Genomic DNA, 21,269 nt, shown 5'->3' on the forward strand with positions numbered 1-21,269 from the left:
CCTATTGAATGAATTCATTTATTGTACACCTGGAGCCAAGTGATAAAGCGAGGTCTTTAAAAGACTAATTTTCCAAACTGATACTATTCTTGAATTTACTCTCAATAACTCATTATCAGGAAGTGAGGGTTTAGGAAACATACTATTAGCCACCCTATTTTTAATAGCCATACGGCTAATTCAGAGAGTTTTTAACGTGGCGCTCTACTCTCTGATAATGAGCCGTATGATTAATCTTCATTCAAAAATCAAACATAATTACATCTTATATTTATATATAGTTTAAATCCATATCACTTAATAATTTCGTGAATTGGTTTTCGACTCAATAAGCGCTTGATCGCCCTCTGCAATCTAAATGGAATATAACGTGCAAATGAACTGACGATACGCATATTTCTAACCTTCCATAGATACTGTAAAAGTTGTTCTTTTCTTGATAACAGTACAGTACTAGGAGCAAGACTTAGCTTTTCATTCCACTTATTGACCAAAATAGAACCATCTGTAGGTGTCAATACTGTCAATCCACTCAGGTATTTATCTTGATAGAAATTATCGTCTCGCTCTATTTCATCACAAATTTCAGCTGAAACAAGGAAATTGCTTAGCTTGGCCCCCTGGGCATACGCACGCCAAAATGCAGCACAATCAATAGGTTTGATATTCCAGGGTAATAATAAAGAGTTATTTCTATTTTCGATACGCTCGACAAAAGCACCAATATTCGGACAGACAACAGGATATTCATGGTCAAGCGCAATTGATAGCGTATAGCTGTATGTCTCAGGCCATAAAGCAGGGAACCAGACCACATGAGGTTTAATACTGTTAAGTTTTTCTTCAAGTTGATCCAGTCTATATGCACCATGGTTCACAACACCACGCAAAGGACGATAGCCATAGCCTAATAGATGGAACTCTATGTTATCTGGATCACACAGCAAAGCAACTTGTTCTAATAGATCAGCTCCTTTTTCCCGACTCAGAGCACCAAGGATTAGTACACGAAGCTGATCACCCGGTTTATGACTCTGTTTAGGTTCAGAATAACAATAAGCATCTGGATGGTATGTTACAATTGCCTTGTTAGATAGCTCACTTTCATGTCCATATAGCCTGCTAAATCGCTGATATACATCTCTACTGGGATAAATAATCCGCTCTGCTCGAGAAAGTAAAGGATATATACCACTGCGCCACTCCTCACCTGAGACACTGATCTGTGCTGCATCTCTACAGACATCATCATGATTTTGATTATCCTCACTCACAAATTGTCCATAACGATCTGTAAGTGTTGGATTACCATTTAGCATATAGTAATCATGAATCGTCACGTCATAGGATACGCCTAGCGAACTAGGCAGTAACCAAGTTCGTGGCGGCAGCCCCATGCTGTGATGGAAGTGTACCCGACCAACTCTTAGATCTCGTAATAAACTCACTAATAATTCATAATCTGTGTGAACGTTGAAGACGAATGCATCAGTCTTATCACCGTCCAATGCGCTCAAATAAAGATTAACATATCCTTCTCTGCTACCGGGAGTTAGGCGAAGAAACCATGCCTTTTCTAAATAATACGACGCAAGCTCTGAAACATGTTGAGCAACTCCACCACCGAGGTGATGTGCAACAGCTAAGATAACTGGGAGGCCAGTCTCGGCTATGTATTTTATCTTAGCCATCAACCTTGCTTGTCTTGCAGGATCTTGTGCAATAAATGCCATCACATCGTGAGTATAATTAGGATGTAATGTGTTAAGTAACTCTAATGCACGAGCTTTTCTTGGGTCCCCTTCCTCTTGAAAACTCACGCCACCTTTGTGGTAAGCAAACACATTCAATTGATGATAATTCTTCCACCCCAACTTGTGCGCGCGCTGGCACCAGTCATTTTCCTCTCCATAACCTTTACCGAAGGTTTGTTCATCGAAATAACCAACCGAATCTAAGCAATCTCTACGGATATACATACAAAATCCGACGCCTGTAGGTACCTCAACGAGTTCGCTTTCAAGAGGAAGATTAGAGAAAAGACGATCTAGCGCATTAACATCCAAACCACAATACAGTTCATTGTCCTGACAAAAATTTGGAAAGCTACATATTGTAGCATTATTAGAAAATGGAGTTAAGCTTGCAACCCGATCATGGCTATATGCTGCTTTTCGCATTCTATTAAGCCAATCCAGATTAGAAACCTCTACATCACTGTTAAGTAACAGTACGTCTCTATCTTTGTTCAGGCTCATGCCATAGTTTACTGTACCGACAAAACCTTTATTAGCCTTGTTTTCATGCAACTCGAAGCCTAAATTACTCGCTTCTTGTCTAAGCCAATTAGTTAAATCAGGCTCGGGGGAGCAATCATTAATGACTATAAGCTGAGCCCACTGTGGAATACTAGACAATAACGAAAGTATACACTCTTTAGTTTCATCAAGCCCACGATACACAGGTATAATAACGTCAAGATTTCTAATTAACATAAATTCACTCATAAATTCAAATAAAACGTCTTATATAAAAATTTAATATTCTGTTGTTACGTATCTTGTTTAAAAGCTCATCACATTCTTTGATTTTTTTATCACGCAAATGTAACTCTTCAAGAGTGTCAGAATATTGTTTTGAAAGAGTATTGAATTGCTCAGTAATCTGCTCAACCACCTGAATGGCATGCCCGTGTGCCTCACACTCCTCAACTAGTCGCCTATTAACGTCTGTGAGTTCTTGTGATAGCACATGTACCTGTTCAGTGAGAGCTTGCAATCTCTCGTTACGATGAACTCTAAGTTGATTACTTGCCAATACCTGAGCTATCAGCTTTGTTTGAAGATCTTCAAAAGCGCTCTCTTCTGGTAAAGTCATATCATCATCTCTCATATAACAACCCAAATGATACTCAATGATGGCTTTCTCACCTGGCTCACTTAAACGAAAACGCAGATAACGGGGGGACAACTGACATGATCGTGGAACTAAATAAGCAAAAAGATAGAATGTCAAACGCCTGACCAAAGATAAAGAATGAGGTATTTCTTTGGCCAGATGACATAATGAACTGTCACCGAAGATTGTCACCGGAACCCCAAGAAGTAGAGCTTCTAGTGCGACACTGGAATTTATAGTCATTATTTTTTTACAACGAGCAACAAACTCCAGACTGGTTGGCGATTCATCTATTGGCATTATTCCTTCACGTAACGTAAACAGACTACCTGGATGAGAACGAATCAACAGACTTGATGTAGCTGTTTGGTTACGAGCAGCAAGTATAATAGACTGGTTATCCATTCCATTACCAAACGCAACTAAATTGGAATCATCCTCAACCTGAAGTGCTATTCCAATTTCAGAGGTTTTCTCTGGCAAACTTTTAATAAAGCTAGGGTCTTTCAAAAAAAACAAAAGAAGATCATTTAACTTTAATTCATTTTGAGAATTTAGAGACCAGCCCCTGAATTCACACTCACGATTTTCAGCTTCAGAATTTCCATTGACGCCCTGAAAATCAACGTAAGCTGTATCACGATATATATGCCCACGCAGGGGTCCTAACTCCTGATGAATCACAGGAATACCAAGTCGTTGACAAACTGCGGAAAGTGACGGGACATTTAAAAATGTAATTACAGCTTCAATCTTATTTGGTGCAGAACATAGCATCTCATGAAGTTCTTCTTCATAAGCATTATCACGTTCACATAAGAAATGACGAAAAACGGCTAGAGGGTTGCTGTTATGAATGCTCAACCATTCGTCAAAACGCCCTTTATCTAACCAAGCATAATGATGCTGTGGAGGCTGTGTATTTTTGGGTAATGCATAGTTAAGTCTTGTTGCAGCATCATTTGTGCACTCCCAGCGGTCTTCCCATTGCTCAATAGGTCGCACATAGTCGCGCCCTGTAATGAACATACAAGATTCTGTCGCCCATTCACACAGTAGGCGATAATAACACCACAGATATGGTGCTGGTACAGACCTAAAAGGGTAAGGGGGTAAAAAGGCTGCTAGCATTGTTAATACCGATGAGTTCAGGCCAGAACAGTAATTGGAGCATGTACAACACCGCCCAATTCTCGGGCAGACCAGAACTTGACCGCACGCATTGGCCGGCGCTGATCAAGTTCTTCACGCATTCCTCCTCTGAGGGAGGCCAACCCACAGTGCAGTAAATAATCACCACTATTGATTGGTAAAGTAACTTGATAAGTCACTATTTGGCGACCTGGTTTCAAAGTAAGAGAATGGCCGGCAGCAATATTGTTATCCCCCCATATATCACCACCTTGAGTCCGACTCAAAGAAAGTCCGAGCACTACATCTTCAATAACCTCACACGCCAAGAGCTCAAAGCGTAGTGTTAAAGTCTCCCCAGATTTCACTAACGGCTCTTCATGATAAGGTGTTCCATCATTTTTTAATATTGTCAGACTTGCTATTATGGCGCGGGCAGAGCCAAATCGTTTTTCACCCAGCACCATATTTGCTTCATTTTTTTGCTTCTCAATTAAGAGCGATTGAGATGGACATTCTCCGTCATTGTCCCTTGCTACTGATGAAGATGACTCTGCTTTTTCTTCCGACAATATCATCCCTTTTTCATACGCCATGACTGCTGCTAAGACATCCGTAGTATCACCAATCAGGCGCCCTCCTTCCATAACCAGGCATCTATCGGCATACTCTAGAATACTACCAGTCGAGTGCGTCACCATGAGAATAGTCACTCCCTTGGCTTTAAGGGCTTCCATTCGCTTGAAACATTTGTACTGAAAACCTATGTCCCCAACTGCAAGTGCTTCATCTACAATCAATATCTCCGGGTCGATACATGCTTGTACTGCAAACGCAAGACGGACATACATACCACTGGAATAGGTCTTGACGGGTTGCTCCATAAAATCGCCAATGTCGGCAAAACGAGCGATTTCATCAAACCTTGCATCAATATCCTCTTTACTCAATCCCAGGACACTGGCATTGAGATAGACATTATCACGCCCACTGAACTCCGGATTAAATCCAGCCCCCAGCTCAAGCAATGCAGCAATACGCCCATTAACACTAATTTCACCATGAGAAGGATTTAGAGTGCCGCATATCAGTTGTAGCAATGTAGACTTTCCGGCTCCATTATGACCAATAATACCAACGGTTTCCCCTTTCTTTATTGTGAAGTTAATTGATTGCAGAGCCCAAAACTCACGAAAGTACTGCTTTGAGGCACGTCGAAATAATCGCAACACACGCGGGAAAACGAACTGTTTGAGTCGATCGACAGGTTGCCCATACACTTGATAGCATTTGCTTAGCCCATGAACTTCAATTGCCACTTTGTCAGAGCACATCGGCAAACCCCTTACGCGTTTTTTGGAACAAGGCAAATCCTGCATACATAACTACCGTTGCGACAATCAATGTCATGCCGTATTCTTTCCAATAAGGCATTTTCCCCCAGTAAAGCACATCACGTACTTGTGCAATAACAGGAGTAAGTGGGTTGATATTCAACCAGTGGCGGTACTCTTCAGGTAATGCTTCAATAGGATAAAATATAGGAGAGAGGAACATCAATATGGTACTGATAACGCCTACCAATTGAGAAAGGTCACGTAAGTAAACCCCCATTGCTGCAAGTGCCCATGAAATTCCCATTATAAAGAAAATGAGCGGGATAATTACTATCGGAAAAAGTAGAACAGTAATGGGTGGTGTACCAATAGCAATAGCATAGAAAGTAAGCCATACCATAAAGCTAATAAACATATTTATCATAGCACTGCCCAATGCGACCCACGGCAGTATATCGAGTGGAAACACCACTTTCTTGACATAGTTGACATTTTCAAGAATCAATCGTGGAGCACGATTAAAACACTCTGAAAATAGATTGAAGACCATTAGACCGGCAAAAAGCACCAATGCAAATTCACTACGAGAATCACTACCACCACTCCAGCGAGCTTTGAATACCACGCTAAATATGAATGTGTAAACTGCCAACATAAAAAGTGGAGTAAATAAAGCCCACAAATTTCCAAAAAGTGAACCACGATATCTCGCTGCAACTTCGCGGCGAACTAACGTCATAATCAAATGGCGGTTTTTTAAAATCGATAAGATACGGACGGGGGATATACTACTATCTCGGTTCATAATTACCCTTGAGAAGAAACCAAAATAAACCTCTTACCATATAGCTAGAACATCTACATAGTTCTATTCATGCTGATACAAAATTAAAAAATTTCAGCCTTGTGAAATGAAAAGGCATTCTCATCTTTTTTTGAAAGAATAGGTTTATCTAATGGCCAATCAATGCTCAAGTCTGGATCTTTCCAGAATAGACTTCTGTCACTTTCAGGATGATAATAATTAGTCGTTTTATACAAAAACTCCGCCGTCTCGCTCAGAGTTACAAAACCGTGTGCAAACCCTTCCGGGATCCACAACTGTCGCTTATTCTCACCTGACAAGTGAACCCCAACCCACTGTCCAAAGGTTGGAGAGCTTTTGCGGATATCTACCGCCACATCAAACACTTCACCTGCAACACAGCGCACCAGCTTGCCCTGGGCATGGGGAGACAATTGATAATGTAAGCCACGCAATACCCCTTTCGACGATTTGGAGTGATTATCCTGCACAAAACTCACAGGATATCCTACTGCCTCTTCAAACAACTTGTGGTTGAAGCTCTCAAAGAAAAATCCACGCTCATCACCAAATACTTTTGGCTCAAAAATAAGCACGTCAGGAATTGCTGTTTTGATTACGTTCATCTGTTTACCCACATTTGATCCAGTTTTTATGGGGGAACAACATTCCTCCCCCCATATCACATCAGGCGTTAGCAACCATTCTTAACAAATATTGGCCATATGCATTTTTCGCCAGCGGCGCTGCAAGCTCACGTATCTGGTCAGCACTGATAAACTTTTGGCGATAGGCGATCTCTTCAGGACACGCCACCTTCAATCCCTGGCGCGTCTCGATAGTCTGAATAAAGTTGCTCGCTTCTATCATGCTTTCATGGGTACCGGTATCCAGCCAGGCATAGCCACGCCCCATCATCGCCACCGACAGATTGCCTTGCTCCAGGTAGATACGGTTCACATCGGTGATTTCCAGCTCACCACGCGGTGACGGCTTCAGGCGCTTGGCAATCTCAACAACGCTGTTGTCGTAGAAATAGAGGCCGGTGACCGCATAGTTGCTCTTGGGCTCCAACGGCTTCTCTTCCAGCGAGATAGCGGTACCCTCTTTATCAAATTCCACCACCCCATAACGCTCGGGGTCATGCACATGGTAGGCAAAGACGGTAGCACCACTCTCTTTGGCCGCTGCCGCCGCCAACTGTTTCTGCAGGTCGTGGCCATAGAAGATGTTGTCCCCCAGCACCAGCGCACAGGGGTCTGACCCGATAAACTCTTCACCCAGAATAAAGGCTTGTGCCAACCCGTCCGGACTTGGCTGCACCTTGTACTGCAAATTCAGGCCCCACTGACTGCCGTCACCCAGCAATTGCTCAAAACGGGGGGTATCTTGCGGCGTGCTGATGATCAGAATATCGCGAATGCCCGCCAGCATCAGGGTGCTGAGCGGGTAGTAGATCATCGGCTTGTCATAGATAGGCAACAGTTGCTTGCTCACCGCCATGGTCACCGGATAGAGACGGGTGCCTGAGCCACCGGCCAGAATGATGCCTTTACGTTTGGTCATGATGCTTGTTTCTTATTTTTAAATTGCAAAAGAAAAAGGTGGCTTGCAGCTACACCTTTTACGTTTTATCTCTTGCCAGCCAGGGATGCACTCAACACATCCCTGACCAGGGATTTACTTGCTGAGGATCTCGGTCAACATCCGCTCCACGCCGACGGTCCAGTCCGGCAGTACCAGATCAAAGGTGCGCTGGAATTTGTCGGTATCAAGGCGGGAGTTATGGGGGCGTTTGGCAGGGGTCGGGAAGGCGCTGGTCGGCACTGCATTGAGTTGCGTGACCGCCAGATCAACGCCAGCCTCTCTGGCTTTGGCAAACACCAATTGGGCGTAGTCAAACCAGGTGGTGGTACCGGAGGCAATCAGATGGTACAGCCCGGCAACCTCGGGTCTGCTCTGCGCCACGCGGATCGCATGGGCGGTGCAATCGGCCAGTAACTCGGCACCGGTCGGGGCGCCGAACTGGTCATTGATGACCGACATCTCGCTACGCTCTTTGCCAAAGCGCAGCATTGTCTTGGCAAAGTTGGCTCCACGGGCGGCGTAGACCCAGCTGGTGCGGAAGATCAGGTGACGAGCGCAGAGAGCCGCCCCCTGTTCCCCTGCCAACTTGGTTTCACCGTAGACGTTGAGCGGTGCAGTTGCATCGGTTTCCACCCAGGGACGCTCACCGCTGCCATCGAACACATAGTCGGTGGAGTAATGCACCAGCCAGGCACCCAATGCTTCCGCTTCTTTGGCGATCGCCGCCACACTGGTCGCGTTGAGCAGCTCGGCAAATTCCCGCTCACTCTCCGCCTTGTCGACTGCGGTGTGGGCTGCGGCGTTGACAATCACGTCCGGCTTGACCAGACGTACCGTGTCGGCCACCCCTGCCGGGTTGCTGAAATCGCCACAATAATCGGTGGAGTCAAAATCAACGGCAGTGATGCGGCCCAGCGGTGCGAGTGCACGCTGCAGCTCCCAACCGACCTGACCGTTTTTGCCAAACAGCAAAATATGCATCAGGCACGCTCCCCGTAATTCTGCTCAATCCAGGATTGGTAGGCACCGCTCTTGACGTTGTTGACCCACTGTTCGTTATCCAGATACCACTGCACAGTTTTGCGAATGCCAGATTCGAAAGTTTCTTGCGGCTGCCATGCGAGCTCACTGCTCATCTTGCTGGCATCGATGGCATAACGGCGATCATGGCCAGGGCGATCCGCCACATAGGTGATTTGCTCACGATAAGAGCCCGCCTTCGGCACCATCTCGTCCAGCAGATCGCAGATGGTGTGTACCACCTCCAGATTCTGCTTCTCGTTATGACCGCCGATGTTGTAGGTCTCCCCGACCAAGCCCGTGGTCACCACCTTGTAGAGCGCGCGTGCGTGGTCTTCCACATAGAGCCAATCGCGAATTTGGTCGCCCTTGCCATAGACCGGCAGCGGCTTACCATCCAACGCATTGAGGATCACCAACGGGATCAGTTTCTCGGGGAAGTGGTACGGGCCGTAGTTGTTGGAGCAGTTGGTGACGATGGTGGGCATGCCGTAGGTACGGCGCCAGGCGCGCACCAGATGGTCACTGGAAGCCTTGGAGGCAGAATAGGGGCTGCTGGGGGCGTAGGGCGTCGTTTCAGTGAAGAGTGGCAAGGGTTCACCAGCAGACGCTTCATCCGGATGTGGCAGATCGCCATACACCTCGTCGGTGGAAATATGGTGGAAGCGGAAGGCCGTCTTGCGCGCCTCGTCCAGACCGTTCCAATAGGCGCGGGCCGCTTCCAGCATCATATAGGTGCCGACGATATTGGTCTCGATGAAGTCGGCGGGGCCTGTGATAGAGCGATCAACGTGACTCTCGGCGGCCAAGTGCATCACGGCATCCGGTTGATGGGTAGCAAACACCCGATCCAGTTCGACGCGGCTGCAGATGTCGACCTGCTCGAACGCGTAACGATCGCTGCCCGAGACCTCAGCCAGGGATTCCAGGTTGCCTGCATAGGTCAGCTTGTCGAGGTTGACAACTGAGTCTTGGGTATGCTGGATGATATGGCGAACAACGGCTGAACCGATAAAGCCGGCACCACCAGTCACAAGGATCTTCATTGAAAGGTTCCCGATTTCAAGATAACGAAATGACAAGACATTGTTTGACGCTTGCGTAGAAGATCTTCACGGTAGGTTTGCGAAGCGCCAACACTGATGACTAAATCGTCTAGCACACAGATATATCACTGAAACTAAGCTTGGTTAATTTTTCTGCATAATTTCTAGCAATACGACTTGTAAATAATTCTTATTTGATAAACTTGGTGGGGAGGGTAATTATGAAAAAGATGACATAGTCAACAAAGTGAAACGCTACCGCCCTTGAGTTACAGCTCCCAATATGCTGATTTTAACCTTCTTGTCCGTGCTGTTGGCCATCAGATCCTCCAGCTTCTTGTTTTGATTGATGTTTAACAATTCTTAAGCATTCCATTACCTTACTAGGCTGTCCGGAACCTACATTGCTCACATCTTGGGCTTTTTGCGCCCTAAACCCGATCGCGGGTCAGATTCTATCTTGTTTAACCCAAGGGTGAATAGTCAAAAGGTGCAAAAGGCCCTCAATAGGGTAAGGATTCAACAGCATTCCCATTAACCTAATGACTTCAATGTCACCAGTGTTTTTACTGATAATCCTCTAGTGACACCTTTCGATGAAGAATAGAAAAAATATGTCTGTCAGTGTGCTCTTATCACCTCATTCGTGGGCATCAGATTGTTAGGATAGCGCCAAGAGATCAAGAGTGTGCTCTTCTGTTGACCCATTCACGTACCTTACTGCCCCTCCACTGCGATCATAACGGTCGCATACTGCTGTCACCGTATGTAAATCGCTTCGTGTCACAGAGTTTTGACATCTTATTAAACACTCTATTGAGGAGTTCAGTCTGGGATGATTCAGTCCCGATACAGCGGGGTCAGGTAGGATCCGGATTGACTCTCCCTCTTGTTGACCCTCTAATTGGCAGCCTGGACCCTCATCATCATGCATCTTATGAAAATCCTACTGGTTGAAGACGACAAGCTGCTCAATCACCACCTCTCCACCCTGTTGACCGAGGCCCAGAACCAGGTTTACAGCACGGACAATGCCCAGGTGGCACAGCACTATGCGGCCGACTACCCCATCGATGTCGCCATCATCGATCTGGGCCTGCCTGACATGGATGGCCTTCAGCTCATCACCCGCCTGCGCGAGCAGCAGATCCCCTTTCCCATCATTGTGCTGACGGCCAGAGGCAACTGGCAGGACAAGGTGGAAGGACTGGAGGCCGGGGCGGACGACTACCTGGTCAAACCCTTCCAGAAGGACGAGCTGCTGGCCCGCCTCAATGCGCTGGTACGCCGCAGCGCCGGCTTCATCTCCCCCAGAGTGAAGGCGGGTGACTACGAGCTGGATCTCTCCCGCAAGGAGCTGACCATCGCCGGCGAGGTCACTGTGCTGACCAGTTTCGAATATCTGATCCTGGAATACCTGATGCGAAATGCCCGTCAGGTGGTCTCCAAACAGCAGTTGCTGGATCAGCTCTATGGGGATGGTGAAGGGGATCCCAACACCATCGAGGTGATGGTGAGCCGGCTTCGCAAAAAACTGGATCCGGAAGGGAGCATCCAGCCCATCTCCACCATCCGCCGCCAGGGCTACATCTTCAACCTCGCCTGCAGCTGATGCGCCTTGCCATGTTGCATCCCCTGACCCTGATCCGCCGCTCCCTGCACCTCAAGCTGATGCTGAGTGCCATGCTGGTCATCGCGCTCATCATGGCCTTCTCCGTCTACATACTCTACCTCGGCCATGCCGAGGAGCAGGCCCAGAAAGCCAGTGTCCGCATGCAGGAGAACCTCTCCAAGCTGTTCTCGTCCAAGCAGCCGGAGCCCCACGCCATGACGGATCTAGGCAAGCTCACCCCGGATGCCATCGATCCCAATCTCGATACCCTGATCTGCCGCGCCGACGGAGTGCTGAGCTGGTCCAGCCTCCACATGCCGGAGGTGGTCTCCATCAAGGAGACCATCTGCCGGGATCTGATGAGATACCTGGGGGGACTGGATCAGGACTATTTCTTCAAGCTGCATACCATCAAGAACGGCGAGAGCTACTTCATCTACAGCCTGCGTTTCCTGCGCAATCATGGCGCCGGCCCCACCACCTACTACGTGGTGATGGTCGATTCCGCCCGGCGCTATCAGGCCCAGACCCGCGATTACCTCTACCGCTGCATTCGCCAGGCGCTGCTCGCCTACTGTCTGCTGGGCGCTCTGTTGCTGCTCACCAGTTTCTGGAGCCTCTCCTCCCTGCGCACCATGGCGCGCCAGATTGACGAGATCCGCGCCGGTACGCGAGAGGCGCTGTCAAACGACTACGAGCGCGAACTGACCCCCCTGACAAGCTCGGTCAACCAGTTGCTGGAGAACGAACGCCAGCAGACCCAGCGCTACCAGCACGCCCTCAACGATCTCGCCCACAGCCTGAAAACCCGGCTGGCACTCATCCAGATCACCGCCCAGGAGCTCAAGCTCGGCCACGACATCCATGACAACATCAATGAACAGATCACCACCATGGATCAGATCATCCAGTACCAGTTGCGCCGCGCCGTCACCGGGCGAAAGCGCCTCGCGAGCAAGGGCACCGAACCGGTTCCCCTCATCGAGAAGCTGCTGGCCAGCCTCGCCAAGGTCTATCGCCACAAGAAGCTGCAGACCGGCTTCCAGTTTGACGACGATGTCTTCTTTCACGGCGAGCAGGGCGATCTGATGGAGCTGATGGGCAACCTGCTGGACAACGCCTGCAAATTCGCCATCAGCGAGATCCGGGTTCATGTCCGCCACCGGGAGAGGGGTCTGCTCATCGTGGTGGAAGACGACGGCCCCGGCATCGATCCCGGCAAATCGCAGCAGATCTTCCAGCGCGGCGTGCGGGCTGACAGCTCCCCCGGCCAGGGGATTGGCCTCGCCGTGGTGACCGAAATCGTGCACAGCTACGGCGGCGAGATCCGGGTGGATGACTCCCCGCTCGGCGGGGCGAGATTCCACATCACCCTCCCCTGACAGCGCAGGAGCCAGTACCTGGCTCCTGCCGCATTCGGGCGTTGCCATCCCGGTGCTTTCCATGTCTCACACCTCACTCCTTATGCTTCGACCAGGCCAAGCACATGGCAGCGGGGCTGACGAGCTTGCACCCCCATCAGAAGCTGACCTGCCGCTCCCCTCAGCCCCATGCTCGCGCAGAAACGACAGGCATAAAAAAACCGGCCGCGAGGGCCGGTAAAACAGTTCAGGCTTGTCAGGTGACAATGCGCACCCAGCGGATGAAGACCGGTTTCAATTCCCTATGAAGCCCCGTCCTCTTGAGTACGTAGGTTCACTTTACGCCCCGGTCACTGAATCGGGACTGAACCATGTTCACCCTGGCAAGGCTCAGAGACGGATCCCGAGCGACTGGCGCAGATAGGCTCCTGCCCCGAGCAGCCCCGGCCCTTCATGGGTGATGAGGAAGACCGGAATGTCTTTGAGATAAGGCTTGAAGCGCCCCTTGTCCTCGAAGGCGACCCGAAAGCCCGATCCGATGAAGAACTCCTGGAAGCGCGGCACTATGCCACCGGCGATGTAGACACCGCCGAAGGTGCCCATGTTGAGGGCCAGGTTGCCGGCAAAGCGGCCCATGAGCACGCAGAACAGGCTCAAGGTGCGGCGGCAATCGAGGCAATCCCCCGCCAGCGCACGCTCGGTGATGTCCTTGGGGGCAAAGGGTTCGGGCTCGCGGCCATCGGATTTGACCAGGCCGCGATAGAGATTGACGAGCCCGGGGCCCGAGAGGAAACGCTCCGCCGACACATGGCCCAGCTCGCCGCGCATCACCTGCAGCACCGCATCTTCCTCTTCCGTGTTGGCGGCGAAGTCCACGTGACCGCCCTCACCCGGCAGGCTCAGCCACTGCTCACCGGCCTGCACCAGGTGGGCGACGCCAAGGCCGGTCCCTGCGCCATAGATGGCGATGGGCTTGCCGGCTACCGGAGCCGCGCCCCCGAGCTGGATGCGATCGCTCTCGCCGAGCACGGGCACCGCCATGGAGACGGCTGTGAAATCGTTGATCACCTGCAGGCGCGCAAGGCCGAGGTTGGCCTGCATCTCGCGGATGGAGAACTCCCAGCTGTGGTTGGTCATGGCGACCCAGTCACCGTTGATGGGGCAGGCGATGGCGATGCACGCCTCGCCCACGGTGGCATCGTGCTCTTCGAGATAGAGGCGCACCACGGCCTCCAGGCTGGGATGGGCCAGCCCCGAATAGGTTTTTGCCTGGGAAATGGCGCCCGTCGCCAGTTCGCAGAGGGCCAGCCGGGCATTGGTACCGCCAACGTCGCCCACCAGCGCATGGGTATGCTGCATAACAAACTCCTTCGTTACCGACTCGGGGCGGCCCTTACCGTCCCGACATTATTATTTGGCTGCAATACTACTCGAGCCCGCAGCCGAGCTGCGCGATTTATGCAGACAAGTGTGCGCCCGCTCACAGTGTTGTTGCTTTGCAACATTTGTAAGCGTTTTCAAGACACAAATGGAAGTTTGCAACTAAAAACACGAAATAATTAGACATGAGTCATACTTTGCAGGGCCGAGATTAGTTCCGATAAGAGCTTGTCTTGTATAGTCATCGCGGAGACTGGAAACCTGCTTGAGCTGTGAATTTAGTGCACAGACACTGAAGTTAAATTACAAAAATGCCTGGTGGTAATGATGAATACCCTCGATAAAATTACGAACAATCTGGAAAGTTTCAGTAAATCAGAGCGTAAGGTGGCTGAAGTGATCCTGGCCTCACCCCAGACCGCCATTCACTCCAGCATTGCTACCCTGGCCAAGCTGGCCGATGTGAGCGAACCGACCGTCAACCGTTTCTGCCGTCGCCTCGATACCAAGGGTTTTCCCGATTTCAAGCTGCACCTGGCCCAGAGTCTGGCCAACGGCACCCCTTACGTGAACCGCCACGTGGAAGCGGAAGACGGCCCGGACACCTATACCGCCAAGATCTTCGAATCCACCATGGCCTGCCTCGATGCCGCCAAGAACAGCCTGGACATCTCGGCCATCAACCGCTGCGTCGATATTCTGACCCAGTCCAAGAAGATCAGCTTCTTCGGCCTGGGCGCCTCTTCCGCCGTCGCCCGGGATGCCCAGAACAAGTTCTTCCGCTTCAACATCCCCGTGGTGAGCTTCGATGACATCGTCATGATGCGCATGAGCTGCATCAACAGCAGCGAAGGGGACGTGGTTGTCCTCATCTCCCACACAGGCCGCACCAAGGCCCTGGTGGAAATTGCCGCGCTGGCCCGGGAAAACGATGCCACCGTCATCGGCATGACCGCCAAGGACTCTCCCCTGGCCCGCGAATGCAACCTGGTGCTCTCCATGGACGTGCCGGAAGACACCGACGTCTACATGCCCATGGCCTCGCGCATCGCCCAGCTCGCCCTGGTGGACGTGCTGGCCACCGGTTTCACCCTGCGCCGTGGCATGAAATTTCGCGAAAACCTGAAGAAAGTCAAAGAAGGTTTGCGCGAATCCCGCTTTGATACCCCGCACTCCTCCTGATCATTCGGGGGGCCGCCCCCGACTGTCTATGCCAACGGGCTTGGTGTAGTATCGAAATTCAATCAAACAAGGCCACCCAGATGGCCTGCCAGTTGGCGCCATGCCACATGCTTGACGGGGCAGTATTTCAAGTCATATCAACTTCACATTGGAGTCTTTCATGCCAAGACGTACAAAGATTGTTACCACACTCGGTCCGGCGACCGATCGCGACGGCATTCTCGAGGGGATCATTCGCGCCGGTGCCGACATGGTGCGGATGAACTTCTCCCACGGCACTCCTGAAGATCATATCCAGCGCGCCAACCAGGTGCGTGACATCGCCGCCAAGCTGGGCCGCCACGTGGCCATCATGGGCGATCTGCAAGGCCCCAAGATCCGCGTCTCCACCTTCAAGGATGGCAAGATCTACCTCGCCATCGGTGACAAGTTCATTCTCGATGCCGCCCTCGGCAAGGGCGAAGGCTGCCAGGAGCAGGTCGGCATCGACTACAAGAGCCTGCCGCAGGACGTGGTATCCGGTGACATCCTGCTGCTGGACGATGGCCGCGTGCAACTGAAGGTCGAACAGGTCGAAGGCACCCGCATCCACACCACGGTGACCGTGGCCGGCCCTCTCTCCAACAACAAGGGCATCAACAAGAAAGGTGGCGGCCTCTCCGCCCCGGCCTTGACCGAGAAGGACAAGGAAGACATCAAGACCGCCGCCCGCATGAACGTGGACTACCTGGCGGTCTCCTTCCCCCGCAGCGGCGATGATCTGCGCTACGCCCGCGAACTGGCCCGCGAAGCCGGCTCCAACGCCAAGATCGTGGCCAAGGTCGAGCGCGCCGAGACCGTCGCCAGCGACGAGGCGATGGAAGACATCATCCTTGGCTCCGATGCCGTCATGGTGGCCCGTGGTGACCTGGGTGTCGAAATCGGCGACCCCGAACTGGTGGGTGTGCAGAAGAAGCTCATTCGCCACTCCCGCCGCCTGAATCGCGTGGTCATCACCGCGACCCAGATGATGGAGTCCATGATCAACGCACCGCTCCCGACCCGTGCCGAAGTCATGGACGTGGCCAACGCCGTGCTGGACGGTACCGATGCGGTGATGCTCTCCGCCGAGACCGCCGCCGGCCAGTTCCCCATCGAGACCGTGACCTCCATGGCCAGCGTCTGTGTGGGCGCCGAGAAGCACCCGAGCCTGAACGTCTCCAACCACCGCATGAACTACACCTTCACCTCGGTGGAAGAGGCGGTGGCCATGTCCACCATGTATGCGGCCAACCACCTGGAAGGGGTCAAGGCGATCGTGGCGCTGACCGAGTCGGGCACCACCCCGCTGCTGATGTCCCGCATCAGCTCCGGCCTGCCCATCTTCGCCATGTCTCCTCACAACAAGACCCTGGCCTGGGCCAACCTCTACCGCGGCGTCACCCCCGTGCTGTTTGATGGCGACGAGACCAAGCCGGTCTACGAGGTGTGCCGCGACGCGCTGGACGTGCTCAAGGCCAAGGGACTGCTGCAAAGCGGCGACATGGTATTGCTCACCCACGGCGACAAGATGGAGACCGTCGGCAGCACCAACACCTGCAAGGTGATGATGGTCGAGTAATCGCCCCTCCTCCCTGCAACAAAAACGGCTCCCGCGGGAGCCGTTTTTTTATGGGGCCAGCCCAGGTTCAACCGCGAAACAGCTCCACCTTGTCTCCATCCTGCAGGCTGCCGGCGCCGCGCACCACCACCTTGTCTCCCTGCCTGAGAGCGCCGCTCACCGCCACTTCCCGGCTGTCCCCAAAGAGCACGGTGACCGGCACCCGGTTCACCGTGAGCGCCTCGCCGCGCTGCTCCACCTGATAGACCACGCTTCCCTCGGTGCCGAGCACCAGGGCATCCCGTGGCAGCAGCATGGTGTGCTGCTCTCCCATCGGCAGCGCCACCCGCACTGGCGAGCCGATGATGAAGGTACCCGCTTCCGGCTTGAGGCGCAGCTCGATGAGCCGGGACTTGGGATCGGCGCTCGCCGCCCGCTGGTAATAGATGGCGTGGCTGCTGAGCTGCTCCCCTTCCACCCGCAACCGGGTCTGGGTGGCCAGTTGCCGGGCCCAGGCAATAGGCGCACGCAACCGGATATCCGGCTGATCCGGATTGACCAGTTCAAGCGCCTGTTCGCCCGCATCCACATGCTCCCCCGGCTGGATGAAGTGTTCATTCACCACCCCGTCAAACGGGGCAAAGATGCGGCTTCTGCGCAGCTGCTCCTCAATCTGGCGCACCTGCACCCGCGCCAACTGATCGGCCAGCTCAGCCTGCTCCACGTCATAGCGCGCCTTGTCATACTGGCTCTGGGAGGCACTCTTTTGCTGGTGCAAACGATCCAGGCGCTGGAACTCGGCGCGAGCGTAACGCAGGTTGCTCCCCTCTCTGGCTTGTTCCGCTCTCGCCTGCTCCAGCGAGAGGCGCAGAGTCGCGCTGTCCAGGCGCAGCAACTCGTCCCCCGCCTTCACCCGGCTGCCAAACTCGGCTATCCACTCCACCCGACCGCTCACTTCGGCGCTGAGCGCCGCCTGCTGGCGGCTCGCCACCGTGCCGCTGACCCAGATGCTGGCCCCCGCCTCTCCCTGGGCCACCTCCGCCAGCGTCACCATCTTGCTTTGTGCAAGCGCAGGCAGCCCGCCAGCCAGCAGCAGGGCCCCCACCACCATCCTTGTGAAACCTTGTGTCATCGATGAGCTCCTTGCTCAGGCACGCTGCCGAAGGGCGTGCGGTATGTCGGTCTGCTCCCCCAACCGCAGGAAGGCGGGCAACAGGATCAGGGTGAAGAGGGTGCTGCAACTCATGCCGCCGACGATGACGGTGGCCAGCCCCCGGTAGATTTCGCTCCCCTCGCTCGGACTCAGCATCAGGGGCAGCATACCGAAGATGCTGGTGAGGCTGGTCATGGCGATGGGACGCATCCGGCTTTGCAGAGCATCGGTGACTGCCGACTGTCGGCTCATCCCCTCCCGCTCGGCCATCCTGGTCTGGTGCACCAGCAGAATGGCGTTGTTGACCACCAACCCGAGCAGGATGACGAAGCCGATGATGGTGAGCAAGTCCATCGGCAGCGGCGCCACCAGACCGCTCAGGTGCAGCGCCAGCACGCCGCCTACGGTGGCGAGCGGCAAGGTGAGCAGCACCAGCACGGCATCCTTGAGGGAGGCGAAGACCCCCCACAGCAGAATGAGCAGTATCATCACGGCGAACAGGAAGATGCTGCCGAGGTTGCCGAGCGCCTGCTGCAGGCTGTCGGCATTGCCGGCGACCCGCAGCTCCCCCCCGGCCGGCAGCAACGGCCGGATGGCGGCAAAGCTCTTGTGCTGCAGGGTGTCGAGCACCTGCTCCATGCTCATCCCCGCAGGGGGGGAAATCTGCAGACTGATGCTGCGCCGCCCATCGGATCGGAAGATGCTCTCAGGCCCGAGTTGCGGCTCCACCCGCAGCAGTTCCCCTAGGGGAACGATGCGCCCGGACGGGGTAGCAAGCGGCACCGCCTTGAGCTCGTCCGGGTTGGCGGAGGCCTGCCCCATCAGCAGGATGTCGAGCCGCTCATCCCCGTCGAAATATTCGCCGACCCGCAGGCCATCACCGAAGGTCTGGATGATGGCGGGCATGGGGGAACGATCCCAGCCCACCTCGGCCAGGCGCCTGTCCTGGGGCACCAGCCGAAGCTCGGGAGCGGTGAAATCGAGTCCGGGTTCTGGCCTGACCTGGGCGCCGGGCAAGTCCCGCTGCACTATGGTCATGCTCTCCCGGGCCGCCTGATAGAGTTCGGGCAGCCCACCTCCCTGGATCAGCAGGGAGATGCTGTTTTCACTGTCAAAACCGCCAAACAGGGACCCCTGACCGCCAAACACCCGGGTGTCGGGAATGCCCACCAGCAACTGCTTCATCAAGAGCTGCTCCAGCACCTTGATCTGGCTCTCCTCCTTTGGCCGCACCCCGATCTGGGCACCGCCCGGGTAGCGCAGGATATAGTAGTTCTTGAGGACAGGCTCCTTCTCCCCTTTCATATAGGGGTCGAGGCGAGCAATCAGGGTATCGATCACCTCCTCCCGCTGGGCCTTGAGATTGACCCCCGGGGTGAAACTCATCCAGACATCGATGGCGTCCCGCTTCACATCCGGCAGGTAGTTCATCTTGGGCAGCAGCAGCCAGCTCGCCAGCACAGGCCCCGTCATCATCAGGACGATGATGGCCCAGCGCCTGGGGGCGGTGGCAGTCCAGCGGATCACATGGCGGGTGGCGCGGCACCACAGGCGCTCAAAGGGATCAATCAGCCGCTCGAGCCCCATCCAGCGCGCCGCCACCGCAGGCAACACCGTGACCGCCACCACCATGGAGACGGTCACCGCGCAGGCGATGGTGAGCGCAAGATCGGCAAACAACTGCCCTTCCACATCGTTGAGCAGGAGCACCGGCAGGAAGATGGCGACCGTGGTCAGGGTGGACGCCACCAGAGCGGTCCACACCCGGCGGGTGCCCTCCAGCGCCGCCTCTCCCTTGTTGATGTCACCCCGCTCATGGCGCCGGTAGATGCTCTCCAGCACCACGATGGCGGCGTCGAGCACCATGCCGACCGCAAACGCAATGCCCGCCAGGGAGATGATATTGAGGGTCCGCCCCATCACCTTGAGCAGGCAGAAGGTGAGCATGATGCTGATGGGAATGGCGATCGCGATCATCAGGGTCGCCTTGAGCTGGCGCAGAAAGACCCAGAGGATGGCGCAAGAGAGCAACACCCCGAGCCCCAGGTTGGCTGTCACCATGCTCACCGCCCGGTTGATATAGAGAGAAGCGTCAAACGACTGCTCCATGTGCAGGCCAACCGGCTCCAGCACCTCCCGGTTGAGCTCCCCGACCTTGGCCTTGATCCCCTCGAGCGCCGCCAGTGCATTGGCGCCGCTCTCCTTGAAGATCTGCGCCGCGATGGCGGTGTTGCCGTTCTGGATGCGCAGCACCGGGTGCTCCTCCCGGGCCACTCTGATCTCGGCCACGTCCCGCAGATAGATGGGCAGGCCGTCACGCCAGTCCACCACCTTGTCCCCCAGGGCCGCCACGTCATAGCGACCGGCAAAGCGCAGCTTGTACTCCCAGCGTCCGATGTCGAGGGTCCCGGCCGACACATCCCAGCCCGTCGTTGCCCGGCTGGCGAGCACCGGGATCTCCACCCCCAGCTCGGCGGCGCGGTAAGGGTCGAAGCGGATCTGGATCTGGCGCTCATTGATCCCCTCGATGTCGACCGTGGACACCCCGGGGATCCGCTCCAGCTCGGGCTTGACCCTCGCCTCGATCAGCGCCTGGTGATCGTCTATCTCCCCCTTGGCGCCGGGCAGCTGCTGGATGAAGAAGAAGGTCAGGGTGTCGTTGCTACTGTAGTTGTTGACGTAAGGACCACCGATGTTGTCCGGCAGCCCCGAGACCCGGTTCAGGCGGGAGATGACGTCAAGCTGGGCCCGCTGCATGTCGGTGCCGAGGGCAAACTCCATGTCGATTTCGGTGAAGCCGGGGTAGCTGTTGCTGCTGAGACTCTTGAGCCCCTGTACCCCCTGCATCTCCTGCTCGATGGGATCGGTTATCTCCGACTCCATCTCCTGGGGCGAGGCCGAGCGCCAGTCCACCGTGATGTTGAGGTGAGGACGGTCTATGTCGGGAAACAGCTGGACGGGCAGTCCCCGGATACTGAGCAGGCCCAGCAAAAAAATCAGCACGACCGAGACCGCCACCCAGATGGGGCGTTCGATCGCCGTTTTGGCGAGGTTCATTCACTCTTCCTGAGTTGTTGTTATCGGCCATTCCGATGGCCTTGCTTCCTGCCCCAAGGGTGGGGGCCATTGCATTAAACTGGAATTAATCGACCTTGTAAATGCCTGGTTAAACAACAAA

At 53.8% G+C, this 21,269-nt stretch carries 15 protein-coding genes; 4 read left to right on the top strand and 11 right to left on the bottom strand.

Going from position 1 to position 21,269, the window contains the following annotated elements; translation table 11 throughout:
- Positions 1-293 precede the first annotated feature (293 nt).
- The 8 genes from C2U47_RS02010 to rfbB all read right to left on the bottom strand — a co-directional run bounded on the left by C2U47_RS02010 (position 294) and on the right by rfbB (position 9,824).
- Positions 294-2,507, bottom strand: coding sequence for a glycosyltransferase (locus tag C2U47_RS02010; RefSeq protein ID WP_103261398.1), 2,214 nt, complete (start codon positions 2,505-2,507; stop codon positions 294-296).
- 4 nt (positions 2,508-2,511) lie between these two features.
- Positions 2,512-4,029, bottom strand: coding sequence for a GT99 family glycosyltransferase N-terminal domain-containing protein (locus C2U47_RS22800; protein ID WP_435301502.1), 1,518 nt, complete (start codon positions 4,027-4,029; stop codon positions 2,512-2,514).
- Between the two features lie 17 nt (positions 4,030-4,046).
- Entirely contained in the window at positions 4,047-5,363 is a 1,317-nt protein-coding gene (locus C2U47_RS02015; protein WP_103261399.1) for an ABC transporter ATP-binding protein, read from the bottom strand.
- On the bottom strand, positions 5,353-6,171 hold the full coding sequence (locus C2U47_RS02020) for an ABC transporter permease (RefSeq protein ID WP_039041247.1): 819 nt from the start codon (positions 6,169-6,171) through the stop codon (positions 5,353-5,355). The genes C2U47_RS02015 and C2U47_RS02020 overlap by 11 nt, the downstream gene beginning before the upstream one ends.
- An 83-nt stretch (positions 6,172-6,254) precedes the next feature.
- Positions 6,255-6,797, bottom strand: coding sequence for a dTDP-4-dehydrorhamnose 3,5-epimerase (rfbC, locus tag C2U47_RS02025; protein WP_039041246.1), 543 nt, complete (start codon positions 6,795-6,797; stop codon positions 6,255-6,257).
- A gap of 61 nt (positions 6,798-6,858) precedes the next feature.
- Positions 6,859-7,737, bottom strand: coding sequence for a glucose-1-phosphate thymidylyltransferase RfbA (gene rfbA / locus C2U47_RS02030; RefSeq protein WP_042877769.1), 879 nt, complete (start codon positions 7,735-7,737; stop codon positions 6,859-6,861).
- A gap of 114 nt (positions 7,738-7,851) precedes the next feature.
- A complete protein-coding gene (rfbD, locus tag C2U47_RS02035; protein ID WP_039041244.1) occupies positions 7,852-8,739 on the bottom strand; it encodes a dTDP-4-dehydrorhamnose reductase in 888 nt (295 codons plus the stop codon).
- A complete protein-coding gene (rfbB, locus tag C2U47_RS02040) occupies positions 8,739-9,824 on the bottom strand; it encodes a dTDP-glucose 4,6-dehydratase (protein WP_042877774.1) in 1,086 nt (361 codons plus the stop codon). The genes rfbD and rfbB overlap by 1 nt, the downstream gene beginning before the upstream one ends.
- A 937-nt stretch (positions 9,825-10,761) precedes the next feature.
- On the opposite strand from rfbB, the gene C2U47_RS02045 reads away from it, so the two are divergent.
- Together C2U47_RS02045 and C2U47_RS02050 are read left to right on the top strand one after the other, a co-directional pair.
- Positions 10,762-11,436, top strand: coding sequence for a response regulator (locus C2U47_RS02045; RefSeq protein WP_162540546.1), 675 nt, complete (start codon positions 10,762-10,764; stop codon positions 11,434-11,436).
- A gap of 11 nt (positions 11,437-11,447) precedes the next feature.
- On the top strand, positions 11,448-12,818 hold the full coding sequence (locus C2U47_RS02050) for an ATP-binding protein (RefSeq protein ID WP_214005469.1): 1,371 nt from the start codon (positions 11,448-11,450) through the stop codon (positions 12,816-12,818).
- A 369-nt stretch (positions 12,819-13,187) separates the two neighbouring features.
- On the opposite strand, the gene glk is transcribed toward C2U47_RS02050, so the two are convergent.
- A complete protein-coding gene (glk, locus tag C2U47_RS02055; protein ID WP_039041241.1) occupies positions 13,188-14,156 on the bottom strand; it encodes a glucokinase in 969 nt (322 codons plus the stop codon).
- 348 nt (positions 14,157-14,504) lie between these two features.
- Between glk and C2U47_RS02060 the strand changes: the two genes are divergently transcribed.
- Together C2U47_RS02060 and pyk are read left to right on the top strand one after the other, a co-directional pair.
- The gene (locus C2U47_RS02060; protein ID WP_029314760.1) at positions 14,505-15,359 is read left to right on the top strand and encodes a MurR/RpiR family transcriptional regulator; all 855 of its coding nucleotides are present in this window, start codon (positions 14,505-14,507) and stop codon (positions 15,357-15,359) included.
- A gap of 160 nt (positions 15,360-15,519) precedes the next feature.
- Entirely contained in the window at positions 15,520-16,959 is a 1,440-nt protein-coding gene (gene pyk / locus C2U47_RS02065) for a pyruvate kinase (RefSeq protein WP_005324189.1), read from the top strand.
- Between the two features lie 67 nt (positions 16,960-17,026).
- Here the strand turns inward: pyk and C2U47_RS02070 are convergent, their stop codons facing one another.
- Together C2U47_RS02070 and C2U47_RS02075 are read right to left on the bottom strand one after the other, a co-directional pair.
- The gene (locus tag C2U47_RS02070; RefSeq protein ID WP_103261401.1) at positions 17,027-18,070 is read right to left on the bottom strand and encodes an efflux RND transporter periplasmic adaptor subunit; all 1,044 of its coding nucleotides are present in this window, start codon (positions 18,068-18,070) and stop codon (positions 17,027-17,029) included.
- 15 nt (positions 18,071-18,085) lie between these two features.
- Positions 18,086-21,148, bottom strand: coding sequence for an efflux RND transporter permease subunit (locus C2U47_RS02075; RefSeq protein ID WP_103261402.1), 3,063 nt, complete (start codon positions 21,146-21,148; stop codon positions 18,086-18,088).
- Between the last annotated feature and the right edge of the window lie 121 nt (positions 21,149-21,269).

Source organism: Aeromonas sp. ASNIH7 (assembly GCF_002903485.1).
Classification (GTDB): Bacteria; Pseudomonadota; Gammaproteobacteria; order Enterobacterales; family Aeromonadaceae; genus Aeromonas; species Aeromonas caviae.